Source organism: Streptomyces sp. NPDC002055, assembly GCF_040296705.1.
GTDB lineage: Bacteria > Actinomycetota > Actinomycetes > Streptomycetales > Streptomycetaceae > Streptomyces.
The window spans coordinates 114,305-129,581 of sequence record NZ_JBEOXS010000019.1 but is presented as its reverse complement, the minus strand read 5'-3'; the positions used below and the strand labels follow the sequence as shown (position 1 = coordinate 129,581).

Genomic DNA, 15,277 nt, shown 5'->3' with positions numbered 1-15,277 from the left:
CGAGGACGCCGGACCGCTGCCGCCCCCACTCGCCGCGGAGGACCCGGACGGCGTCGTGGTGCACCTCCGGTCGCTGACCAAGGTGGCCTCACCCAGCCTGCGCGTCGGCGCGCTCGCCGCGCGGGGACCCGTGCAGTCCCGGCTGCGGGCGATCCAGGTCGTCGACAGCTTCTTCGTCCCCCGGCCGCTCCAGGAGGCGGCCCTGGAGCTCGTCGGCGCCCCGTCCTGGAGCCGTCATCTGCGGACCGTCGCCGCCGAGCTCCGCTCCCGGCGGGACGTGATGGCCGCCGAGCTCCGTGGCCAACTGCCGGGCCTCACCGTGGACCACGTCCCCTCCGGCGGCTACCACCTGTGGCTGCGGCTGCCCGACGGCACGGAGGAGGGCGCGGTCACCGGCGCCGCGCTGCGCGCCGGGGTCGCCGTGGCGCCGGGCAGGCCGTACTACGCCGCGGAGGCGCCGGCGCCCCGGCTGCGGCTGAGCTTCGCCGGGGTCGCCGGCCCGGCCGAGATCGCCGAAGGGGTGACCCGGCTCCGTACGGCGTGCGCGGAGGCGGCGGTCTGACACCGGACGCCTCTCGCGCCGGCGGTACGGAGCCGGGCCGGTGGCGCGAGCCCGGCACCGGGCGCGGATGCCGGCCTGTGCCGCTCGCCCCGCGGTGGGCCGAGGCCGGAGGATAGGGGTATGCGCAGGACCACCGTCGTCAATCTCAAGGGCCACCGGGGCGACCCCGACTACGCGGACGTGGTGTACGTCGGCCGCGCGATGCACCGTGGTGGCTGGCACCTGGAGGGGTCACCGCTGGCGAGCCCGTTCCGTCCGGGGCGGGACGGCACCCGGGAGGAGGTCCTCGAGCAGTACCGGGCCTACCTCCTGGACCGCCCCGATCTCCTCGCCCTGCTCCCGGACCTCCGGGGCCGCAGGCTGGGGTGCTGGTGCGTCCCGCTGCCCTGCCACGCCCAGGTCATCGCGGAACTCGCCGACGCGGAGTGACGCACCGCGGTGATCCGATGATCAGCGGTGCTGTCAGCTGTGCTCCATCGCGAGCAGCAGGGAGGTGCCGGGTTCGAGGGCCCGGCAGAGGTGCGGCACATCGCCGGGGTAGGCCATGTAGTCGCCCGGCCCCAGCTCGACGGGATCGTCGTCGGGGCCGATGAGCGCTCGCCCGGAGCAGATGACCGCGTGCTCCATCGTGCCCGGCATGTGCGGGTCCGAGCTGCGCGGAACGCCGGGCTCCACGTGCACCAGGTACAGATCGCGGCGCGCGTTCGGCGGGCAGGACGACAGCAGCGTCGCCACGTAGTCGGACTGCTCGGACGGTACGGCGACGCCGTCACCGCGGCGCAGCACCGTCACCCGCGGGCGCGGCGGATCGACGAGCCGGCTGAACGGCACGTCCAGGGTGACGCTCAGCGCCCACAGCGTCTCCACGCTGGGGTTGCCGGTGCCGGACTCCAGGTGGGAGAGCGTGGACTTGGCGATACCGGCCCGTTTGGCCAGCTCGGACAGGGACAGTCCGGTGCGCCCGCGCTCCCGGCGGATCGCCGCCGCGATCCTGTCCAGCGGGGGGCGGGGGGCCTGCTCCACCATCTGTTCGCTCCATCGGTCGCTTCGTTCGGCTTGACGAACACTCTGCCAGGTGTTCACCATATCGGCCATGCGTTCGTTCTGGCGAATACTCGAACCCCCGCTCCTGCGAGACATCGGGCTGGTGTGCCTGGCCGACGGAGTGGTCGGGGTGTCCTTCGGCGCGCTCGCCGTCTCCGGCGGTGAGCCGCCCTGGGTCCCGGTGGTCATGTCCCTGGCGGTGTTCGCCGGTGGCGCCCAGTTCGCGGCGCTCGGTGTGGTGCTGGGCGGCGGGGGAGCGGTGGCCGCCGTGGTCATGGGGCTGGTGCTCAACGCCCGCCTCCTGCCGTACGGATTCGCCGTCGCCGATGTGCTGGACCTGCGCCGACTCGGGCGGTGGTCCGCCTCCCATCTGCTGATCGACGAATCCGTGGCCTTCGTCATGGCGGAGCGCGACCCGGCACGCCGCAGGGCCGTCTACCTCACCTGCGGAATCCTGATGTTCCTGGTCTGGAACCTCGGCACCGTGCTGGGTGTGCTGGCCGGCGGCGTGGTCGGCGACCCGGCCGCCCTCGGTCTGGACGCCGCCTCGCCCGTGGTCCTGCTGGCGCTGGTGCTCCCGGCGCTGCGCGATCCGGTGGCCCGTGGCGCGGCGCTGGTCGGTGCGGTGGTGGCCCTGGCCGGTACGCCCTTCCTGCCACCGGGGGTGCCGGTGCTGCTGGCGCTGACGGGCCTGGTGGTGCTCGTCCGTTCCGGCACGGGGGGGCGAGTCCGGCACGGGTGACGAGTCCGCCACGGGTGACGAGTCCGGCACGGGAGACGGGTCCGCCACGGGAGACGGGTCGAAGGGGGTGAGCCGGGCATGACGCCATGGGCTGTCCTGGTGCTGGCCGTCGGAACATACGCGCTCCGCATGGCCGGACCGCTGTCGCACGGCCGGTTCGAACCGTCCGAACGGGCCCGGCGGATGCTGACGGTGTCCGCCACCGTGCTGCTCTTCGCCCTCGTAGCGACCTCGGCCGTCGCCGACGGACAGAGCCTCGCCGGATGGGCCAGGCCGGCCGGAGTCCTGGTGGGCGGCGCGCTCGCGCTGCGGCGGGCGCCCTTCCTGGTCGCCGTGATCGCGGCGGCGGCCACCACCGCGGTGCTCCGCTGGTCCGGCGTGTCCTGAGGGGCCGTTCACGTCACGGGCCGCGCCAGACGTTGTCGAACGCCGCGTTCTCGATGGCCCGCCGCTGCCGTACCGCCTCCAGCTCCCGCAGCGCGTCGTGGACGGAGGCCACCACCGTCACCACCGCCTCGTCGGCCGTGCTCAGGGAGTCCTCGGCCGGCTCGTCGCGGATTCCGACCGCTGCCCCGAGGGCGGCGAGGACGGGCTCGTCGGAGGTCCAGCGCTCCGTCGCCTGCCGGTGCTCGGGGGTGTCGGCCGGCAGCGTCCGGCCGGCCCGGAACGACAGCCCGCGGCGGCGCTCCCGGGTGAGCTGCCCGTCCGCCTCCAGGGCGGCCACATAGGCGGCATGCAGACCGTGCCCCCGGCGCCACAGCCAGTCGTCGACCGACTCGTACGGCGCCTCCCGGACGAGCGACTGCGCCGCCTCGTCCAGCAGACGGTCGGCCAGCGCCGGCCGGTGGCCGCCCGGCACGATGCGGTCGTCGTCCAGGGTGACGGCCCCCGCCCCGAGCAGGTCGATCACCTCGGCTCCCGCGAGCGCCAGCGACAGGTCGCCCTGTTCCACGGGGCGGCGGGGCGCCTCGTCCATGGCGGCGATCGAGAGGTCGCGCGGTGTGGTCATCGATGACTCCCCGTCGGAGGCGGTGGTGGCGGCGCGTCGCCGCCTGCGGTCCGGCACCCGGGGGCACCCGTCACCGAGCCCCCCTGCCGCTTCTCCGAGCCTACGGAGCACGGGTGACACCTGCCATACCGCACGTGGGCCGGCGTCCGCCCGCGCGCCCGGCCCGACCGTTCCGGGGTGCGCCGCGCCGCTCCTCACGAGGGCGGCTCCGTGCCCGGGCCCGTTCGTCGCGGTCGGCAGGGGGAGCGGTCCGGCAGCCGTCGGCGCCCGTGGAAAGGCCGGGGCCGCAGCCGGGATGTTCCGGCTGCGGCCCTGGCAGGTACAACAGTTGGCTGCTCGTCCGCCGCTTCATCCGCCGCTTCGTCCGCGGCGGTGGAGAGCGGGTGCCCGATCAGACCTCCGGGACGGGGAAGGTCGGGTACTCCACACCGGACACGTGCTGAACCACGCGGATGACCTGGCACGAGTAGCCGAACTCGTTGTCGTACCAGAGGTAGAGGATCGCGTTGTCGCCGTCGACCTTGGTGGCGCCGGCGTCGACGATCGAGGCGTGGCGCGAGCCGATGAAGTCGCTGGAGACCGCGTCGGGGGCCGTGGTGAAGTCGATCTGGCGCTTCAGCGGCGAGGTCAGCGAGACGTCGCGCAGGTGGTCGAGGACCTCCTGGCGGGTGGTCTCGCGCCCGAGCCGCAGGCTGAGGATCGCGATCGAGACGTCCGGCACCGGGACCCGGATCGAGCTGCCGGTGATCGGCGCGTCGAGGTCGGGCAGCGCCTTGGCGACGGCGGAGGCGGCGCCGGTCTCGGTGATGACCATGTTGAGCGGCGCGGACCGGCCGCGACGGTCGGCCTTGTGGTAATTGTCCAGCAGGTTCTGGTCGTTGGTGAACGAGTGGACGGTCTCCACGTGGCCGCGCAGCACGCCGTACTCGTCCGCCATCGCCTTCAGCGGCGGGACGATCGCGTTGGTGGTGCAGGAGGCGCAGGACAGGATCTGCTCGTCCGGCTTGATCGTGTCGTGGTTGACGCCGTGCACGATGTTCGGGACGTCGCCCTTGCCCGGGGCGGTCAGGACGACCTTGTCGATCCCGGGGCGCAGGTGCGTCGACAGGCCGGCGCGGTCGCGCCACTTGCCCGTGTTGTCGATGAGGATGGCGTTGTTGATGCCGTACGCCGTGTAGTCGACCTCGGACGGGTCGTTGGCGTAGATCACCTTGATCTCGTTGCCGTTGGCGACGATCGTGCTGTTCGCCTCGTCAACGGTGATCGTGCCCTGGAACTGGCCGTGGATGGAGTCGCGGCGCAGCAGCGAGGCGCGCTTGACGATGTCCTGCTCGCCGCCCCCGCGGACGACGATGGCGCGCAGCCGCAGGCCGTTGCCGGAGCCGGCCTTCTCGATGAGGAGGCGGGCGACGAGGCGGCCGATGCGGCCGAAGCCGTAGAGGACGACATCGCGCGGCTCGCGGCGCTCGATCTTGTTGGCGCCCGTGGCACCGGCGACGGCCTCGGCGGTGAACTCCTCCACCGTCAGACCGCGGTCGTCGGCCCGGTAGGTCTCGGCGAGCAGGCCGAGGTCGATCTGGGACGGGCCGAGATCGAGCGCGGTCAGCGCCTGGAGGAACGGCAGGGTGTCGGTGACCGAGAGTTCCACGCCGGCTATCTGACGTGCGAATCGGTGGGTCTTGAGGATGCTGACCACCGACTTGTTCACCAAGGAGCGGCTGTGGAGCAGGACCGTGATGTCCCGTTCCCGGTGCAGCTTCCCGATGATCGGGATCATCGACTCCGCGATCTCCTCGCGGTTTTTCCAGTTGGTGAACGAGTCCTCGTTGACAGTCACAGGCGTATCTTTCGAGCTAGGCGGTGCTCATATGCTAGCGCCCCGCCTTCCGGAGCCTTCACGCGGTGCCGCGGGGCGGGTGCCGTGGGGACGGGGCGCAGGTGGGGGCGGGTCGGATGCCGTGATCGGGGCCGGTGCGGCGCGGCTGGGCACCGTGGTGAGCCGGCGGGGCCTGATGGCACACGTGAGCGCCGGTCTCAGACGGGGGTGGCAGTCGGTGGCGATCCTGCGCCTGCGGCCTCCACGACGATCTCTCCGGCCCGGGTGCGTGCGTACAGCACCTCTCTGCCCGCACGGTGGGCGCTGACCAGGCCGGCCGTGCGGAGGGCCGTCAGGTGCTGGGAGACGCCGCCGGGAGTCAGCCCGGTGCGGCGCGCGAGGCCGGTGGTCGAGGCGGGGGCGCTCAGCTCGGTCAGCAGGGTCGCGCGGGACCGGCCCAGCACCCCGGCCAGGGCGGCGGAGACGGTCGCGGGCCGCGCGTCCCAGAGGGTGCCGACGGCGCGCGGCGGGTAGCGCAGCGAGGGCAGCCACGGCTCGGTGAACACGGAGAACACCCGCGGCCACACGAAGGCGGAGGGGACCAGCAGCAGCCCCCGGCCGGCCGGCCGACGGGCTCCGCACGCGGCGCGGTGCGCCACCTGCAGGGTGCCTCCAACCCAGGTGACCTGTGGGTCGAGGTCCGCGAACAGGTGCTGGGCGCCGCCTTCGACCAGGCGGCCGGCGCGGTAGCGGATGTCGCCCTCCAGCAGGGTCAGGATCCGCGACCAGTACGGCGCCAGGGCCAGCTCCCAGTACGCCTCGATCGTGTCGGCCAGCCGCCCGAGCTCCGCTGCCGGGTCGGCGTGCAGCGCCGCCATCCGCGCGGGCGGCACCTCGGCCGTCGTGTGCAGCAGCGCCGGCGGGGTGGCCCGGACCGTGGCCAGCTCCATGTCCAGCGAGGGCAGCGGAGTGGTGGGCGGCGGGCAGACGAACCCCGGGATGCGCCCGGTCCGGGCCGAGTGCGTCCGCGTCGGTACGAGGTCGAACAGCGGACTCGGGTCGAGGCCCGCCGCCGCCAGCCGCTGCCGCACCCGGTCGGCCCAGGTGCGGTGCAGGCCGTGTTCGTCCACGCCCTTGAGTACCCGGACGCTGGCCACCACCTCCCACAGCGGGGAGATCGCGAAGCGGGTGCGGGCCACGTCCTCCATGCCGAGTTCGATCTCGATCATTCAGCTCAGGGTAAAACAATGGTGAAGCGGTCAACGGCCGCGCACGGTACGGCACATGACCGAAGCATCCCTTTCCCCCTGGCGGCTGCGCGACTTCCGCACGCTCTTCGCCGCGGGCGCCCTCAGCCACCTGGGCAGCGATGTCGGCTACGTGGCGATTCCGCTGCTCGCCGTCACCACCCTCGGTGCGGGCCCCGGCCAGGCCGGTGCGCTGGCCGCGCTGTCCACCGCCGCCTTTCTTGTCGTCGGACTGCCCGCGGGAGCCTGGGTGGACCGACTGCACGCCCGCCGGGTGCTGGTGGCCGCCGACGCCGCCCGCGCCGTGCTGTTCGCCTCGATCCCCGTCGCCTGGTGGCTGGGGGTGCTGTCGCTGCCGCAGCTGTACGTGGTGGTGCTGCTGACCGGCTGCGCCACGGTGTTCTTCGATGTCGGCTCGCAGAGCGTCCTGCCCGAACTGGTCGGCCGCGAACGCCTGGTGCCGGCGAACACGGTCCTGGTGAGCCTGATGGCCGGCGCCGGCATCGCCGGCCGCGGCGCCGGTGGCCTCCTGGTCCAGCTCTGCACGGCGCCCCTGGCGATTCTCGGCGGGGCCATCGCCTACCTGGCCTCCGCCGCCGGTCTGACGGGCATCCGCCGGTGCCACGCCCCTGCCGCGGCACCGGCCGGCCGGAAACGCCTGCGCGCCGAGGTGGCGGAGGGACTGCGCCATGTCCTCGGCAGCCGCGAGCTGCGCGCGCTGGCGCTCACCGCGGCCCTCAGCAACCTCGGCGCGCAGATGATCAATGCCATGCTGCCCGTGCTCTTCGTCCGCGAACTGCACCTGCCCGCCGGGGCGCTCGGGGCGTACTGGGCGGCCGGCGCCCTGGGCGTTCTGCTCGGCGCCGGTGTCGCCGGCCGCCTCGCCGCCCGCCTCGGCCACGGGCGCACCCTGGGACTGGCCGGCCTCTGGTTCTCACCCGCCGCACTCGCCGTCGCCCTCGTCGACGACGGACCGTGGCTCTGGGTGGCCGGCGCCGGATGGCTTCTCACCATGGCCAAGACGGGCATCGCCAACGTCCTCGGCGTCACGCTGCGTCAGCACATGACGCCGGATCCGCTGCTCGGCCGCATGAACGCCACCTTCCGATTCCTGCTCACCGGAGCCCTGGCGATCGGCTCCGCTCTCGGCGGCCTCATCGGCCAGACGGCAGGCGTACGCGTGGCCGTCGGTGCCGGCGCGATCTGTATGGCCTGCGCCTTCTTCCCGGTCTTCCGCTCCCCCGTCCGCAAGCTGCGCGAGCTCCCCGTGGCCACCCCGCCGCCCCGTCGGGCCTCGGCGGCAACCGCCTCCGAGACCTGAACCGGCATCCGCCCGCGCGATCGCACCCTGCAGGGTCGGGCCGGCAGAGCCCGCCTCGACGCCAACGCAACCGTCACTGTCGTCATCAGGCCCTTCGCACCGGCTGGGCGGGTCAGTCTTCCAGGGCCGCTGCGATGCGGTCGAGGTCGGTGAGGAGTGTCGCGACGCGCTGGGGCGGGATCGCTTCGACCATGCGTTGTTCGACGGCGTACACGGCGGCCTGGACCGTGGCGAGACGTGCGTGGCCCTCTTCGGTGAGCCGGGCGGGCCGTGCCCGCCCGTGATCGGCGGTGGCAGGGCGGGTGAGCAGTCCCGCGTCCTGCAGGCCCCGCAGGACGACATTCCCGGACTGCCGGCTGACGAAGGTCGCGCGGGCGAGGTCGGCGTTCGACATGCCGGGGTGCAGGGCCAGCAGTTCGAGAGTGGCGTACTGCGGCACGGTCAGCCCGTGCTCGCGCAGAACCTTGTCCATCGCGCCGCGCAGGGCGGCCTGGGCGCGTTTGAGCAGGTACCCCACGTGGTGGGTGACGTCGTCCGAGGGACGGAACGGCTCGGTCGGCACACTCTCGTTCATGTCAGCATTTTGACATAGGTGATCCCGGCACCCTAGGTTCCCTATGTCAAAGTCCTGACATAGAAGAGTGAGGGAAACTCGTGTCATTCGCCATTGCCGGGCCCGACTTCGTCGCCCTGCAGGTTCACGACCTGGAAGCCGCGGCGGCCTTCTGCGAGCAGCGCCTGGGGCTGCGCCGGGCCGCGGTCTCGCCCCCGCATGCGGTCGTGTTCGACACCGAGCCGAGCCCGTTCGCCGTCCGCGAGCTCCTCCCGGGTGTCGACCTCGCCGACGTCCCGCGGCCGGGCCTCGGCGTGGTGCTCTGGTTCCGGACTCCGGATGCTCATCAGCTCCACGACCGGCTCGTCGCCGCCGGCGTCAAGATCCTCGAGCCGATGGCGGGCAGTCCCTTCGGGCCGAAGTTCTCCTTCGAGGGGCCGGAGGGGTATGCGCTCACCGCGCACGGAGGCTGATCGAAACCGTCGTCGGCCCTCCGGGTGACCCCTCGCGTTCCCCGCCGGCACCCGGCTGCTTGAGGGGTGAGGGGGCGGTGGGGCCTCGCAAGCGCCCGGCGCGCCGATCCCGCCGGGCGCCCAGGGGTGCGCTCAACTGGCCGAGCGCAACACTCGCCGGCCAACGGGAATGCCCGGTCGTATTCGGTCCGGAGGGGCGCCGCATGTTCGAGGGCCCCCGCATATTCATTGCATAAAGCTGCCGCATTCCGTATAGTCATGCCATCGATGAGGAGGTTTCGATGGCAGTGCGGGCAGCGGTGGCCGGAGCGAGCGGGTACGCGGGAGGGGAACTCCTGCGTCTTCTGCTCGGGCATCCGCAGATCGAGATCGGCGCCCTGACGGCGAACTCCAACGCAGGTCAGCGGCTCGGCGCCGTCCAGCCTCACCTGCTGCCGCTCGCCGACCGGGTGCTGGAGCCGACCACCGGGGACACCCTCGCCGGTCATGACGTGGTCTTCCTGGCGCTGCCGCACGGGCAGTCCGCCGCCGTCGCCGAGCAGCTCGGCGACGAGGTGCTGATCATCGACGTGGGTGCGGACTTCCGGCTCGCGGACGCGGAGGACTGGGAGAGGTTCTACGGCTCCCCGCACGCGGGCACCTGGCCCTACGGCCTCCCCGAGCTCCCCGGCGCCCGCGCGGCGCTGCGCGGTGCCCGCCGCATCGCGGTCCCCGGCTGCTATCCGACCGCCGTCTCCCTCGCGCTCTTCCCGGCGTACGCGGCCGGGCTCGTCGAGCCGGAGGCCGTGATCGTCGCCGCGTCCGGCAGCTCCGGCGCGGGCAAGGCGCCCAAGCCGCATCTGCTGGGCAGCGAGGTCATGGGCTCCATGAGCCCGTACGGGGTCGGCGGGGTCCACCGGCACACCCCCGAGATGATCCAGAACCTCTCCGCGGCGGCCGGTGAGCCGGTCTCGGTGTCCTTCACCCCGACCCTCGCGCCGATGCCCCGCGGCATCCTCGCCACCTGCACGGCGAAGGCGAAGCCCGGCACGACCGAGGCCCGGCTGCGCGAGGCGTACGCGAAGGCGCTCGCCGACGAACCGTTTGTGCACCTGCTGCCGGAGGGCCAGTGGCCGTCGACCGCCGCGGTGTACGGCTCCAACGCGGCGCAGCTCCAGGTCGCCCTGGACACCGCGGCGGGCCGCGTGGTCGTCATCGGGGCCATCGACAACCTGACCAAGGGCACTGCGGGCGGCGCGGTGCAGAGCATGAACATCGCCCTCGGACTCCCCGAGGAGCTGGGACTTTCCATGATCGGAGTCGCACCGTGAGCGTCACGGCAGCACAGGGGTTCACGGCGGCGGGCATCGCCGCCGGAATCAAGGAGAACGGTGGTGCGGACCTGGCGCTCGTCGTCAACACCGGGCCGCGCCGGGCCGCCGCGGGCGTCTTCACCTCCAACCGCGTCAAGGCCGCCCCGGTCCTCTGGTCCGAGCAGGTCCTCAAGGGGAGCCGGGTCTCGGCGGTGGTCCTCAACTCCGGTGGCGCCAACGCCTGCACCGGCCCGCTCGGCTTCCAGGACACCCACGCCACCGCCGAGAAGGCGGCCGAGGTCCTGAGCGCGAGCGATCCGGACGGGCACAGCGCGGGCGAGATCGCCGTCGCCTCCACCGGCCTGATCGGCCTCCGGCTCCCGATGGACAAGCTGCTGCCGGGCGTCGAGAAGGCCGCGGCCGAACTCTCCGCGCACGGCGGCGAGAAGGCCGCCATCGCCATCAAGACCACCGACTCCGTGCACAAGACGGCCGTCGTCGAGTCCGCGGACGGCTGGACCGTCGGCGGCATGGCCAAGGGCGCCGGGATGCTCGCGCCCGGCCTGGCCACCATGCTCGTCGTGCTCACCACCGACGCCGACGTCGACGCCCCCGGCCTCGACCGGGCGCTGCGCGACGCGACCCGGACGACCTTCGACCGGATCGACTCCGACGGCTGCATGTCCACCAACGACACCGTGCTGCTGCTCGCCTCCGGAGCCTCCGCGGTCGCCCCGGGGCAGGAGGAGTTCGCCGAAGCGGTGCGCGCGGTCTGCGACGATCTCGCCCGCCAGCTCATCGGCGACGCCGAGGGCGCCTCCAAGGACATCCGCATCGAGGTGGTGGGCGCCGCGACCGAGGACGACGCCGTCGAGGTCGGGCGGTCCATCGCCCGCAACAACCTCCTCAAGTGCGCCATCCACGGCGAGGACCCCAACTGGGGCCGGGTGCTGTCCGCCATCGGGACCACCTCCGCGGCCTTCGACCCGGACCGGCTCAACGTCGCCATCAACGACGTCTGGGTCTGCCGCAACGGCTCGGTCGGCGAGGACCGTGACCTGGTCGACATGCGCTACCGCGAGGTGCGCATCACCGCCGACCTGGCCGAGGGCACCGCGTCCGCGGTCATCTGGGCCAACGACCTGACCGCCGACTACGTCCACGAGAACAGCGCGTACTCCTCATGACCGCACGCAAGCACACCGCACTGCCCAAGGCGCAGATCCTCATCGAGGCGCTGCCCTGGCTCACCCGGCACCACGGCAAGACGGTCGTCATCAAGTTCGGCGGCAATGCCATGGTCAACGAGGAGCTGAAGGCCGCCTTCGCGCAGGACGTCGTCTTCCTGCGGCACGCCGGGCTCAAGCCGGTCGTCGTCCACGGCGGCGGACCGCAGATCAGCGCCCACCTCGACCGGCTGGGCCTGGTCTCCGAGTTCAAGGCCGGGCTGCGGGTCACCACGCCCGAGGCGATGGACGTCGTCCGGATGGTCCTCGCCGGCCAGGTGCAGCGGGAGCTGGTGGGCCTGCTCAACCAGCACGGCCCGCTCGCCGTCGGCATCACCGGCGAGGACGCCCACACCATGACCGCCACCAAGCGGTACGCCGACATCGACGGCGAGCAGGTGGACATCGGCCGCGTCGGGGAGATCGCCGCGACCGACACCGGAGCCATCCGGGCGCTGCTGGAGGACGGCCGGATCCCCGTCGTCTCGTCCGTCGCCCGCAGCGCCGACGACGGCCACGTCTACAACGTCAACGCCGACACCGCCGCCGCGGCGCTGGCCGCCGCGCTGAAGGCCGAGACCCTGATGGTCCTCACCGATGTCGAGGGCCTGTACGAGGACTGGCCGAACAGCGACGACGTCATCAGCCGGATCGACGCCGCCGAGCTGGAGAAGCTGCTGCCCGAGCTGGCGAGCGGCATGGTCCCGAAGATGGAGGGCTGTCTGCACGCCGTGCGCAACGGCGTCAACACCGCCCGGGTGATCGACGGCCGGGTGCCGCACTCCATCCTGCTGGAGATCTTCACCGACGAGGGCATCGGCACCATGGTCGTGCCGGACGGCAGCACCGACAGCACCGAGGCCGAGGGGGAGTCATGACCAACCAGGAGCTCACACAGCGCTGGCAGGGCGCCCTGATGGACAACTACGGCACCCCGCGCGTGCCGCTGGTCCGCGGCGAGGGGGCCACCGTCTGGGACGCCGACGGCACGGCCTACACCGACTTCGTCGGCGGCATCGCCGTCAACGCCCTCGGACACGCCCATCCCGCGGTCGTCCAGGCCGTCTCCGACCAGATCGCCACCCTGGGCCATGTCTCCAACCTCTTCGTCGCCGAACCGGTGGTCGATCTGGCGGAGCGGCTGATCCAGCTCTTCGGCCGCCCCGGTCGGGTCTACTTCTCCAACTCCGGTGCCGAGGCGGTCGAGGCCGCGATCAAGATCGGCCGCCGGACCGGCCGGACCGGGATGGTCGCCACCACCGGAGGTTTCCACGGCCGCACCATGGGCGCCCTCGCCCTGACCGGCCAGCCCGCCAAGCAGGACCCCTTCCGGCCGCTGCCGGGCGACGTCACCCATGTGCCGTACGGGGACGCAGACGCGCTGCGGGACGCCGTCACCACCGACACCGCGCTGGTGATCATCGAGCCCGTCCAGGGCGAGAACGGCGTGATCGTGCCGCCGCGCGGCTATCTGGCCGCGGCGCGGGAGATCACCCGGGCCACCGGCACGCTGCTGGTGATCGACGAGATCCAGACCGGCATCGGCCGCACCGGCCACTGGTTCGAGCACCAGGCCCAGGGCGTCGAGCCCGACATCGTGACCCTCGCCAAGGGCCTCGGCGGCGGCCTGCCGATCGGCGCGACCGTCGCGTTCGGGCCGGCCGCGGAGCTGCTGACACCCGGTCAGCACGGCTCCACCTTCGGCGGGAACCCGGTCGCCTGCGCCGCCGCGCTCGCCGTCCTCGACACCATCCGGGACGAGGGCATCCTCGACCGGGTGAAGCGGACGGGCGAGCGGCTGCGCTCCGGCATCGAGGCGCTCGGCCACCCGCTCGTCGGCCAGGTCCGCGGCGCGGGCCTGTTGCTGGGTATCGTGCTCACCGAGTCCGCTGCGCCGCAGGTGCAGCGGGCGGCACAGGACGCCGGTCTCCTGGTGAACGCGATCGCACCCGACGTGGTGCGGCTGGCACCGCCGCTCATCCTCGGCGACGACGAGGCGGACGCGTTCCTCCGGGCCCTCCCGGCCGTCCTCGACGCCGCACACGGGGACCGACGATCCGGAGAATGACGACGATGACCGAGGCGCAGGACACGGAGAACTGGCAGGCCCCCCAGACGGAGTCCGGGGGAGGGCCGGCCGTGCCCCAGACCCGCACCGCCCGCCACCGGCGGATCGTCGACATCCTCAACCGGCAGCCGGTGCGCTCGCAGAGCCAGCTCGCGAAGCTCCTCTCCGACGACGGCCTCTCCGTCACACAGGCGACGCTCTCCCGCGACCTGGACGAGCTGGGCGCGGTGAAGATCCGCAACACCGGTGGCGAGCTGATCTACGCCGTACCGAGCGAGGGCGGCTTCCGCACCCCGCAGGCGCCGCTCGGCGAGTCGGCCAAGGAGGAGCGGATGCGCCGGCTCGCCGGTGAACTCCTGATCTCCGCCGAGGCCTCCGCCAACCTCGTCGTGCTGCGCACCCCGCCGGGGGCGGCCCAGTTCCTCGCCTCCGCGATCGACCAGGCGGAGCTGCACGTCATCCTCGGCACCATCGCCGGGGACGACACCCTGCTCCTCATCAGCCGGGACCCGGACGGCGGCCAGGCGCTCGCCGACCACCTGCTGAGCCTGGCTCAGAAGGCCCGCTGAGCGCCGGCCGTCGATAGTCCGCCGGGGGCACGCCAGGCGTGCCCCCGGCCTGGCGGGCCCGTGCCGCGGCCCGCGCGCCTCACGCCTCGCCCGTCCTCAGGCGACGGGCGCGAACTGCCCGAACCCCGCGGTGCACCAGGTGCTCCCGTCCGCGGTGACGGCGAAGGCCTCCACGTCCGGCAGTTCCTCCAGCCACTCGCGGGACCCCGGCCCCCAGGCGAACGCCGCCGTCGCCCAGGCGTCCGCCGCGGTCAGTCCGCGGGCGAGCACCGTGACCGAGACGAGCCCGTGCCGGGGCGGGGAGCCGGTGTACGGGTCGAGGATGTGACAGCCGCGCTCCGCCGTCCCGGACGTGGCCACGGCGAGCTCGCCCTCGCCCTCCACCACGGTCACGAACCGGCCCGGATGGAGCGGGTCGCTGATCCCCACCCGCCAGGGGCCGCCCGGATCGCGCCGGCCGCTCAACTGGATGTCCCCGCCGCCGTTGATACAGGTGTCGGTGACCCCGGCCGCGGTCAGCAGCAGCGAGGCGCGCTCCACCGCCCACCCCTTGACCAGCCCCGTCGGATCCAGGCGGCCCCCGTAGCGGGCGTTGAACCAGCCGTGGCTGCGCGCCTCCGCGGACTCGCAGAGCGACAGCACCTCCGCGATCAGCGGATCGCACTCGGCCTGGGTCAGCTCGCCCCGGGACAGCCGGCTCAGCTCGCTCTCCGGCTTGTAGGTGGAGAAGAGCTCGTCCACCCGGTGCAGCCAGCGCGCCGCCGCCTCCACCGCCGCTTCGGCCTGAGCCGCGCCCTCACCGCGGATGTCGAAGGAGAAGACCGTCCCCATGGCGTGTTCGACCCGGCGCACGCGCCGGAGGTCGGTCATCGGGCCTCGTCCAGGGCGCTCTGCAGGGACTCCTGGTAGCCCTGGCTGGTGTACGTGGCGCCCGAGACGGCGTCGATCTCCGCACTCTGCGCCGCCACCGCCTCCTCACCCAGCCGGGGCACCGCCTTGGCGGTGATCTGTTTGGACTTCGGGCTGGACGACGGGGCCTGCGCGGCGGTCGCCGCGGTGATCCGGCCGCCCGAGAGGGTGATCCGGACCTGGACCGGCCCGTAGTCGGTGCGCACGGCCTTCCCGGTGACCGTCCGGGCGCCGCTCTCCCCTCCGGACGACGGCGGGGCCTGCCCGGCCCCCTGGCCCCCGGCGTTCCCGGGCTGCGCCGGGGCGCTCGCCTGCGCGGCGGGAGCGCCCGCCTCCGCGGAGGACCCCGGCAGGCCGGGGGCCTTGAGGGCCAGCAGCAGGACGACGCCGGACACGGTGGCCGCACTGGTCAGCAGAATGCGGCGGATCGGGTGCGTTTTCATCTG

The 15,277-nt window shown here is 73.1% G+C and carries 18 protein-coding genes; 11 read left to right on the top strand and 7 right to left on the bottom strand.

The genetic code is table 11. The annotated features are described in order from the left end of the window. Together ABT112_RS14755 and ABT112_RS14750 are read left to right on the top strand one after the other, a co-directional pair. A partial coding sequence (locus ABT112_RS14755) for an aminotransferase-like domain-containing protein (RefSeq protein ID WP_502975339.1) occupies positions 1-562 on the top strand: 562 nt, incomplete at its 5' end. Between the two features lie 120 nt (positions 563-682). Then, positions 683-991, top strand: coding sequence for a DUF4326 domain-containing protein (locus ABT112_RS14750; protein ID WP_351509370.1), 309 nt, complete (start codon positions 683-685; stop codon positions 989-991). A 33-nt stretch (positions 992-1,024) separates the two neighbouring features. On the opposite strand, the gene ABT112_RS14745 is transcribed toward ABT112_RS14750, so the two are convergent. Further along, on the bottom strand, positions 1,025-1,588 hold the full coding sequence (locus ABT112_RS14745) for a helix-turn-helix domain-containing protein (protein ID WP_351509367.1): 564 nt from the start codon (positions 1,586-1,588) through the stop codon (positions 1,025-1,027). 49 nt (positions 1,589-1,637) lie between these two features. On the opposite strand from ABT112_RS14745, the gene ABT112_RS14740 reads away from it, so the two are divergent. Continuing rightward, a complete protein-coding gene (locus ABT112_RS14740; protein ID WP_351509365.1) occupies positions 1,638-2,348 on the top strand; it encodes an AzlC family ABC transporter permease in 711 nt (236 codons plus the stop codon). 78 nt (positions 2,349-2,426) lie between these two features. Beyond that, complete coding sequence (locus ABT112_RS14735; RefSeq protein WP_351509363.1) at positions 2,427-2,735, top strand: AzlD domain-containing protein; 309 nt, start codon at positions 2,427-2,429, stop codon at positions 2,733-2,735. Between the two features lie 13 nt (positions 2,736-2,748). Here the strand turns inward: ABT112_RS14735 and ABT112_RS14730 are convergent, their stop codons facing one another. The 3 genes from ABT112_RS14730 to ABT112_RS14720 all read right to left on the bottom strand — a co-directional run bounded on the left by ABT112_RS14730 (position 2,749) and on the right by ABT112_RS14720 (position 6,402). Next, positions 2,749-3,357 carry a GOLPH3/VPS74 family protein gene (locus tag ABT112_RS14730; RefSeq protein WP_351509361.1) on the bottom strand — a complete coding sequence of 203 codons (609 nt, stop codon included), beginning with the start codon at positions 3,355-3,357 and terminating at the stop codon, positions 2,749-2,751. Positions 3,358-3,748: 391 nt separating this feature from the next. Next, positions 3,749-5,194, bottom strand: coding sequence for a glyceraldehyde-3-phosphate dehydrogenase (locus tag ABT112_RS14725; protein WP_351509359.1), 1,446 nt, complete (start codon positions 5,192-5,194; stop codon positions 3,749-3,751). A gap of 197 nt (positions 5,195-5,391) precedes the next feature. Continuing rightward, entirely contained in the window at positions 5,392-6,402 is a 1,011-nt protein-coding gene (locus tag ABT112_RS14720) for an ArsR/SmtB family transcription factor (protein WP_351509358.1), read from the bottom strand. Positions 6,403-6,457: 55 nt separating this feature from the next. On the opposite strand from ABT112_RS14720, the gene ABT112_RS14715 reads away from it, so the two are divergent. Continuing rightward, the gene (locus tag ABT112_RS14715; RefSeq protein ID WP_351509356.1) at positions 6,458-7,741 is read left to right on the top strand and encodes an MFS transporter; all 1,284 of its coding nucleotides are present in this window, start codon (positions 6,458-6,460) and stop codon (positions 7,739-7,741) included. Positions 7,742-7,853: 112 nt separating this feature from the next. Here ABT112_RS14715 and ABT112_RS14710 read toward each other — a convergent pair whose 3' ends face one another. Continuing rightward, a complete protein-coding gene (locus ABT112_RS14710; protein ID WP_351509354.1) occupies positions 7,854-8,315 on the bottom strand; it encodes a MarR family winged helix-turn-helix transcriptional regulator in 462 nt (153 codons plus the stop codon). A gap of 80 nt (positions 8,316-8,395) precedes the next feature. Between ABT112_RS14710 and ABT112_RS14705 the strand changes: the two genes are divergently transcribed. The 6 genes from ABT112_RS14705 (at position 8,396) to ABT112_RS14680 (ending at position 13,922) form a co-directional block, all read left to right on the top strand. Further along, on the top strand, positions 8,396-8,767 hold the full coding sequence (locus ABT112_RS14705) for a VOC family protein (protein WP_351509352.1): 372 nt from the start codon (positions 8,396-8,398) through the stop codon (positions 8,765-8,767). Between the two features lie 281 nt (positions 8,768-9,048). Beyond that, on the top strand, positions 9,049-10,077 hold the full coding sequence (argC, locus tag ABT112_RS14700) for an N-acetyl-gamma-glutamyl-phosphate reductase (RefSeq protein WP_351509350.1): 1,029 nt from the start codon (positions 9,049-9,051) through the stop codon (positions 10,075-10,077). Beyond that, positions 10,074-11,246 carry a bifunctional glutamate N-acetyltransferase/amino-acid acetyltransferase ArgJ gene (gene argJ, locus ABT112_RS14695; protein WP_351509348.1) on the top strand — a complete coding sequence of 391 codons (1,173 nt, stop codon included), beginning with the start codon at positions 10,074-10,076 and terminating at the stop codon, positions 11,244-11,246. Before argC ends, argJ begins: the two co-directional genes overlap by 4 nt. Further along, complete coding sequence (gene argB / locus ABT112_RS14690) at positions 11,243-12,163, top strand: acetylglutamate kinase (protein WP_351509347.1); 921 nt, start codon at positions 11,243-11,245, stop codon at positions 12,161-12,163. The genes argJ and argB overlap by 4 nt, the downstream gene beginning before the upstream one ends. Beyond that, positions 12,160-13,353 (top strand): acetylornithine transaminase, encoded by a 1,194-nt coding sequence (locus tag ABT112_RS14685; protein ID WP_351509345.1) that lies wholly within the window; start codon positions 12,160-12,162, stop codon positions 13,351-13,353. The genes argB and ABT112_RS14685 overlap by 4 nt, the downstream gene beginning before the upstream one ends. A 5-nt stretch (positions 13,354-13,358) precedes the next feature. Then, a complete protein-coding gene (locus ABT112_RS14680; protein WP_351509384.1) occupies positions 13,359-13,922 on the top strand; it encodes an arginine repressor in 564 nt (187 codons plus the stop codon). Between the two features lie 96 nt (positions 13,923-14,018). Here the strand turns inward: ABT112_RS14680 and ABT112_RS14675 are convergent, their stop codons facing one another. Further along, on the bottom strand, positions 14,019-14,792 hold the full coding sequence (locus ABT112_RS14675; protein WP_351509344.1) for an FAD:protein FMN transferase: 774 nt from the start codon (positions 14,790-14,792) through the stop codon (positions 14,019-14,021). Then, on the bottom strand, positions 14,789-15,274 hold the full coding sequence (locus ABT112_RS14670) for an FMN-binding protein (RefSeq protein ID WP_351509342.1): 486 nt from the start codon (positions 15,272-15,274) through the stop codon (positions 14,789-14,791). Before ABT112_RS14670 ends, ABT112_RS14675 begins: the two co-directional genes overlap by 4 nt. Positions 15,275-15,277: the final 3 nt, after the last annotated feature.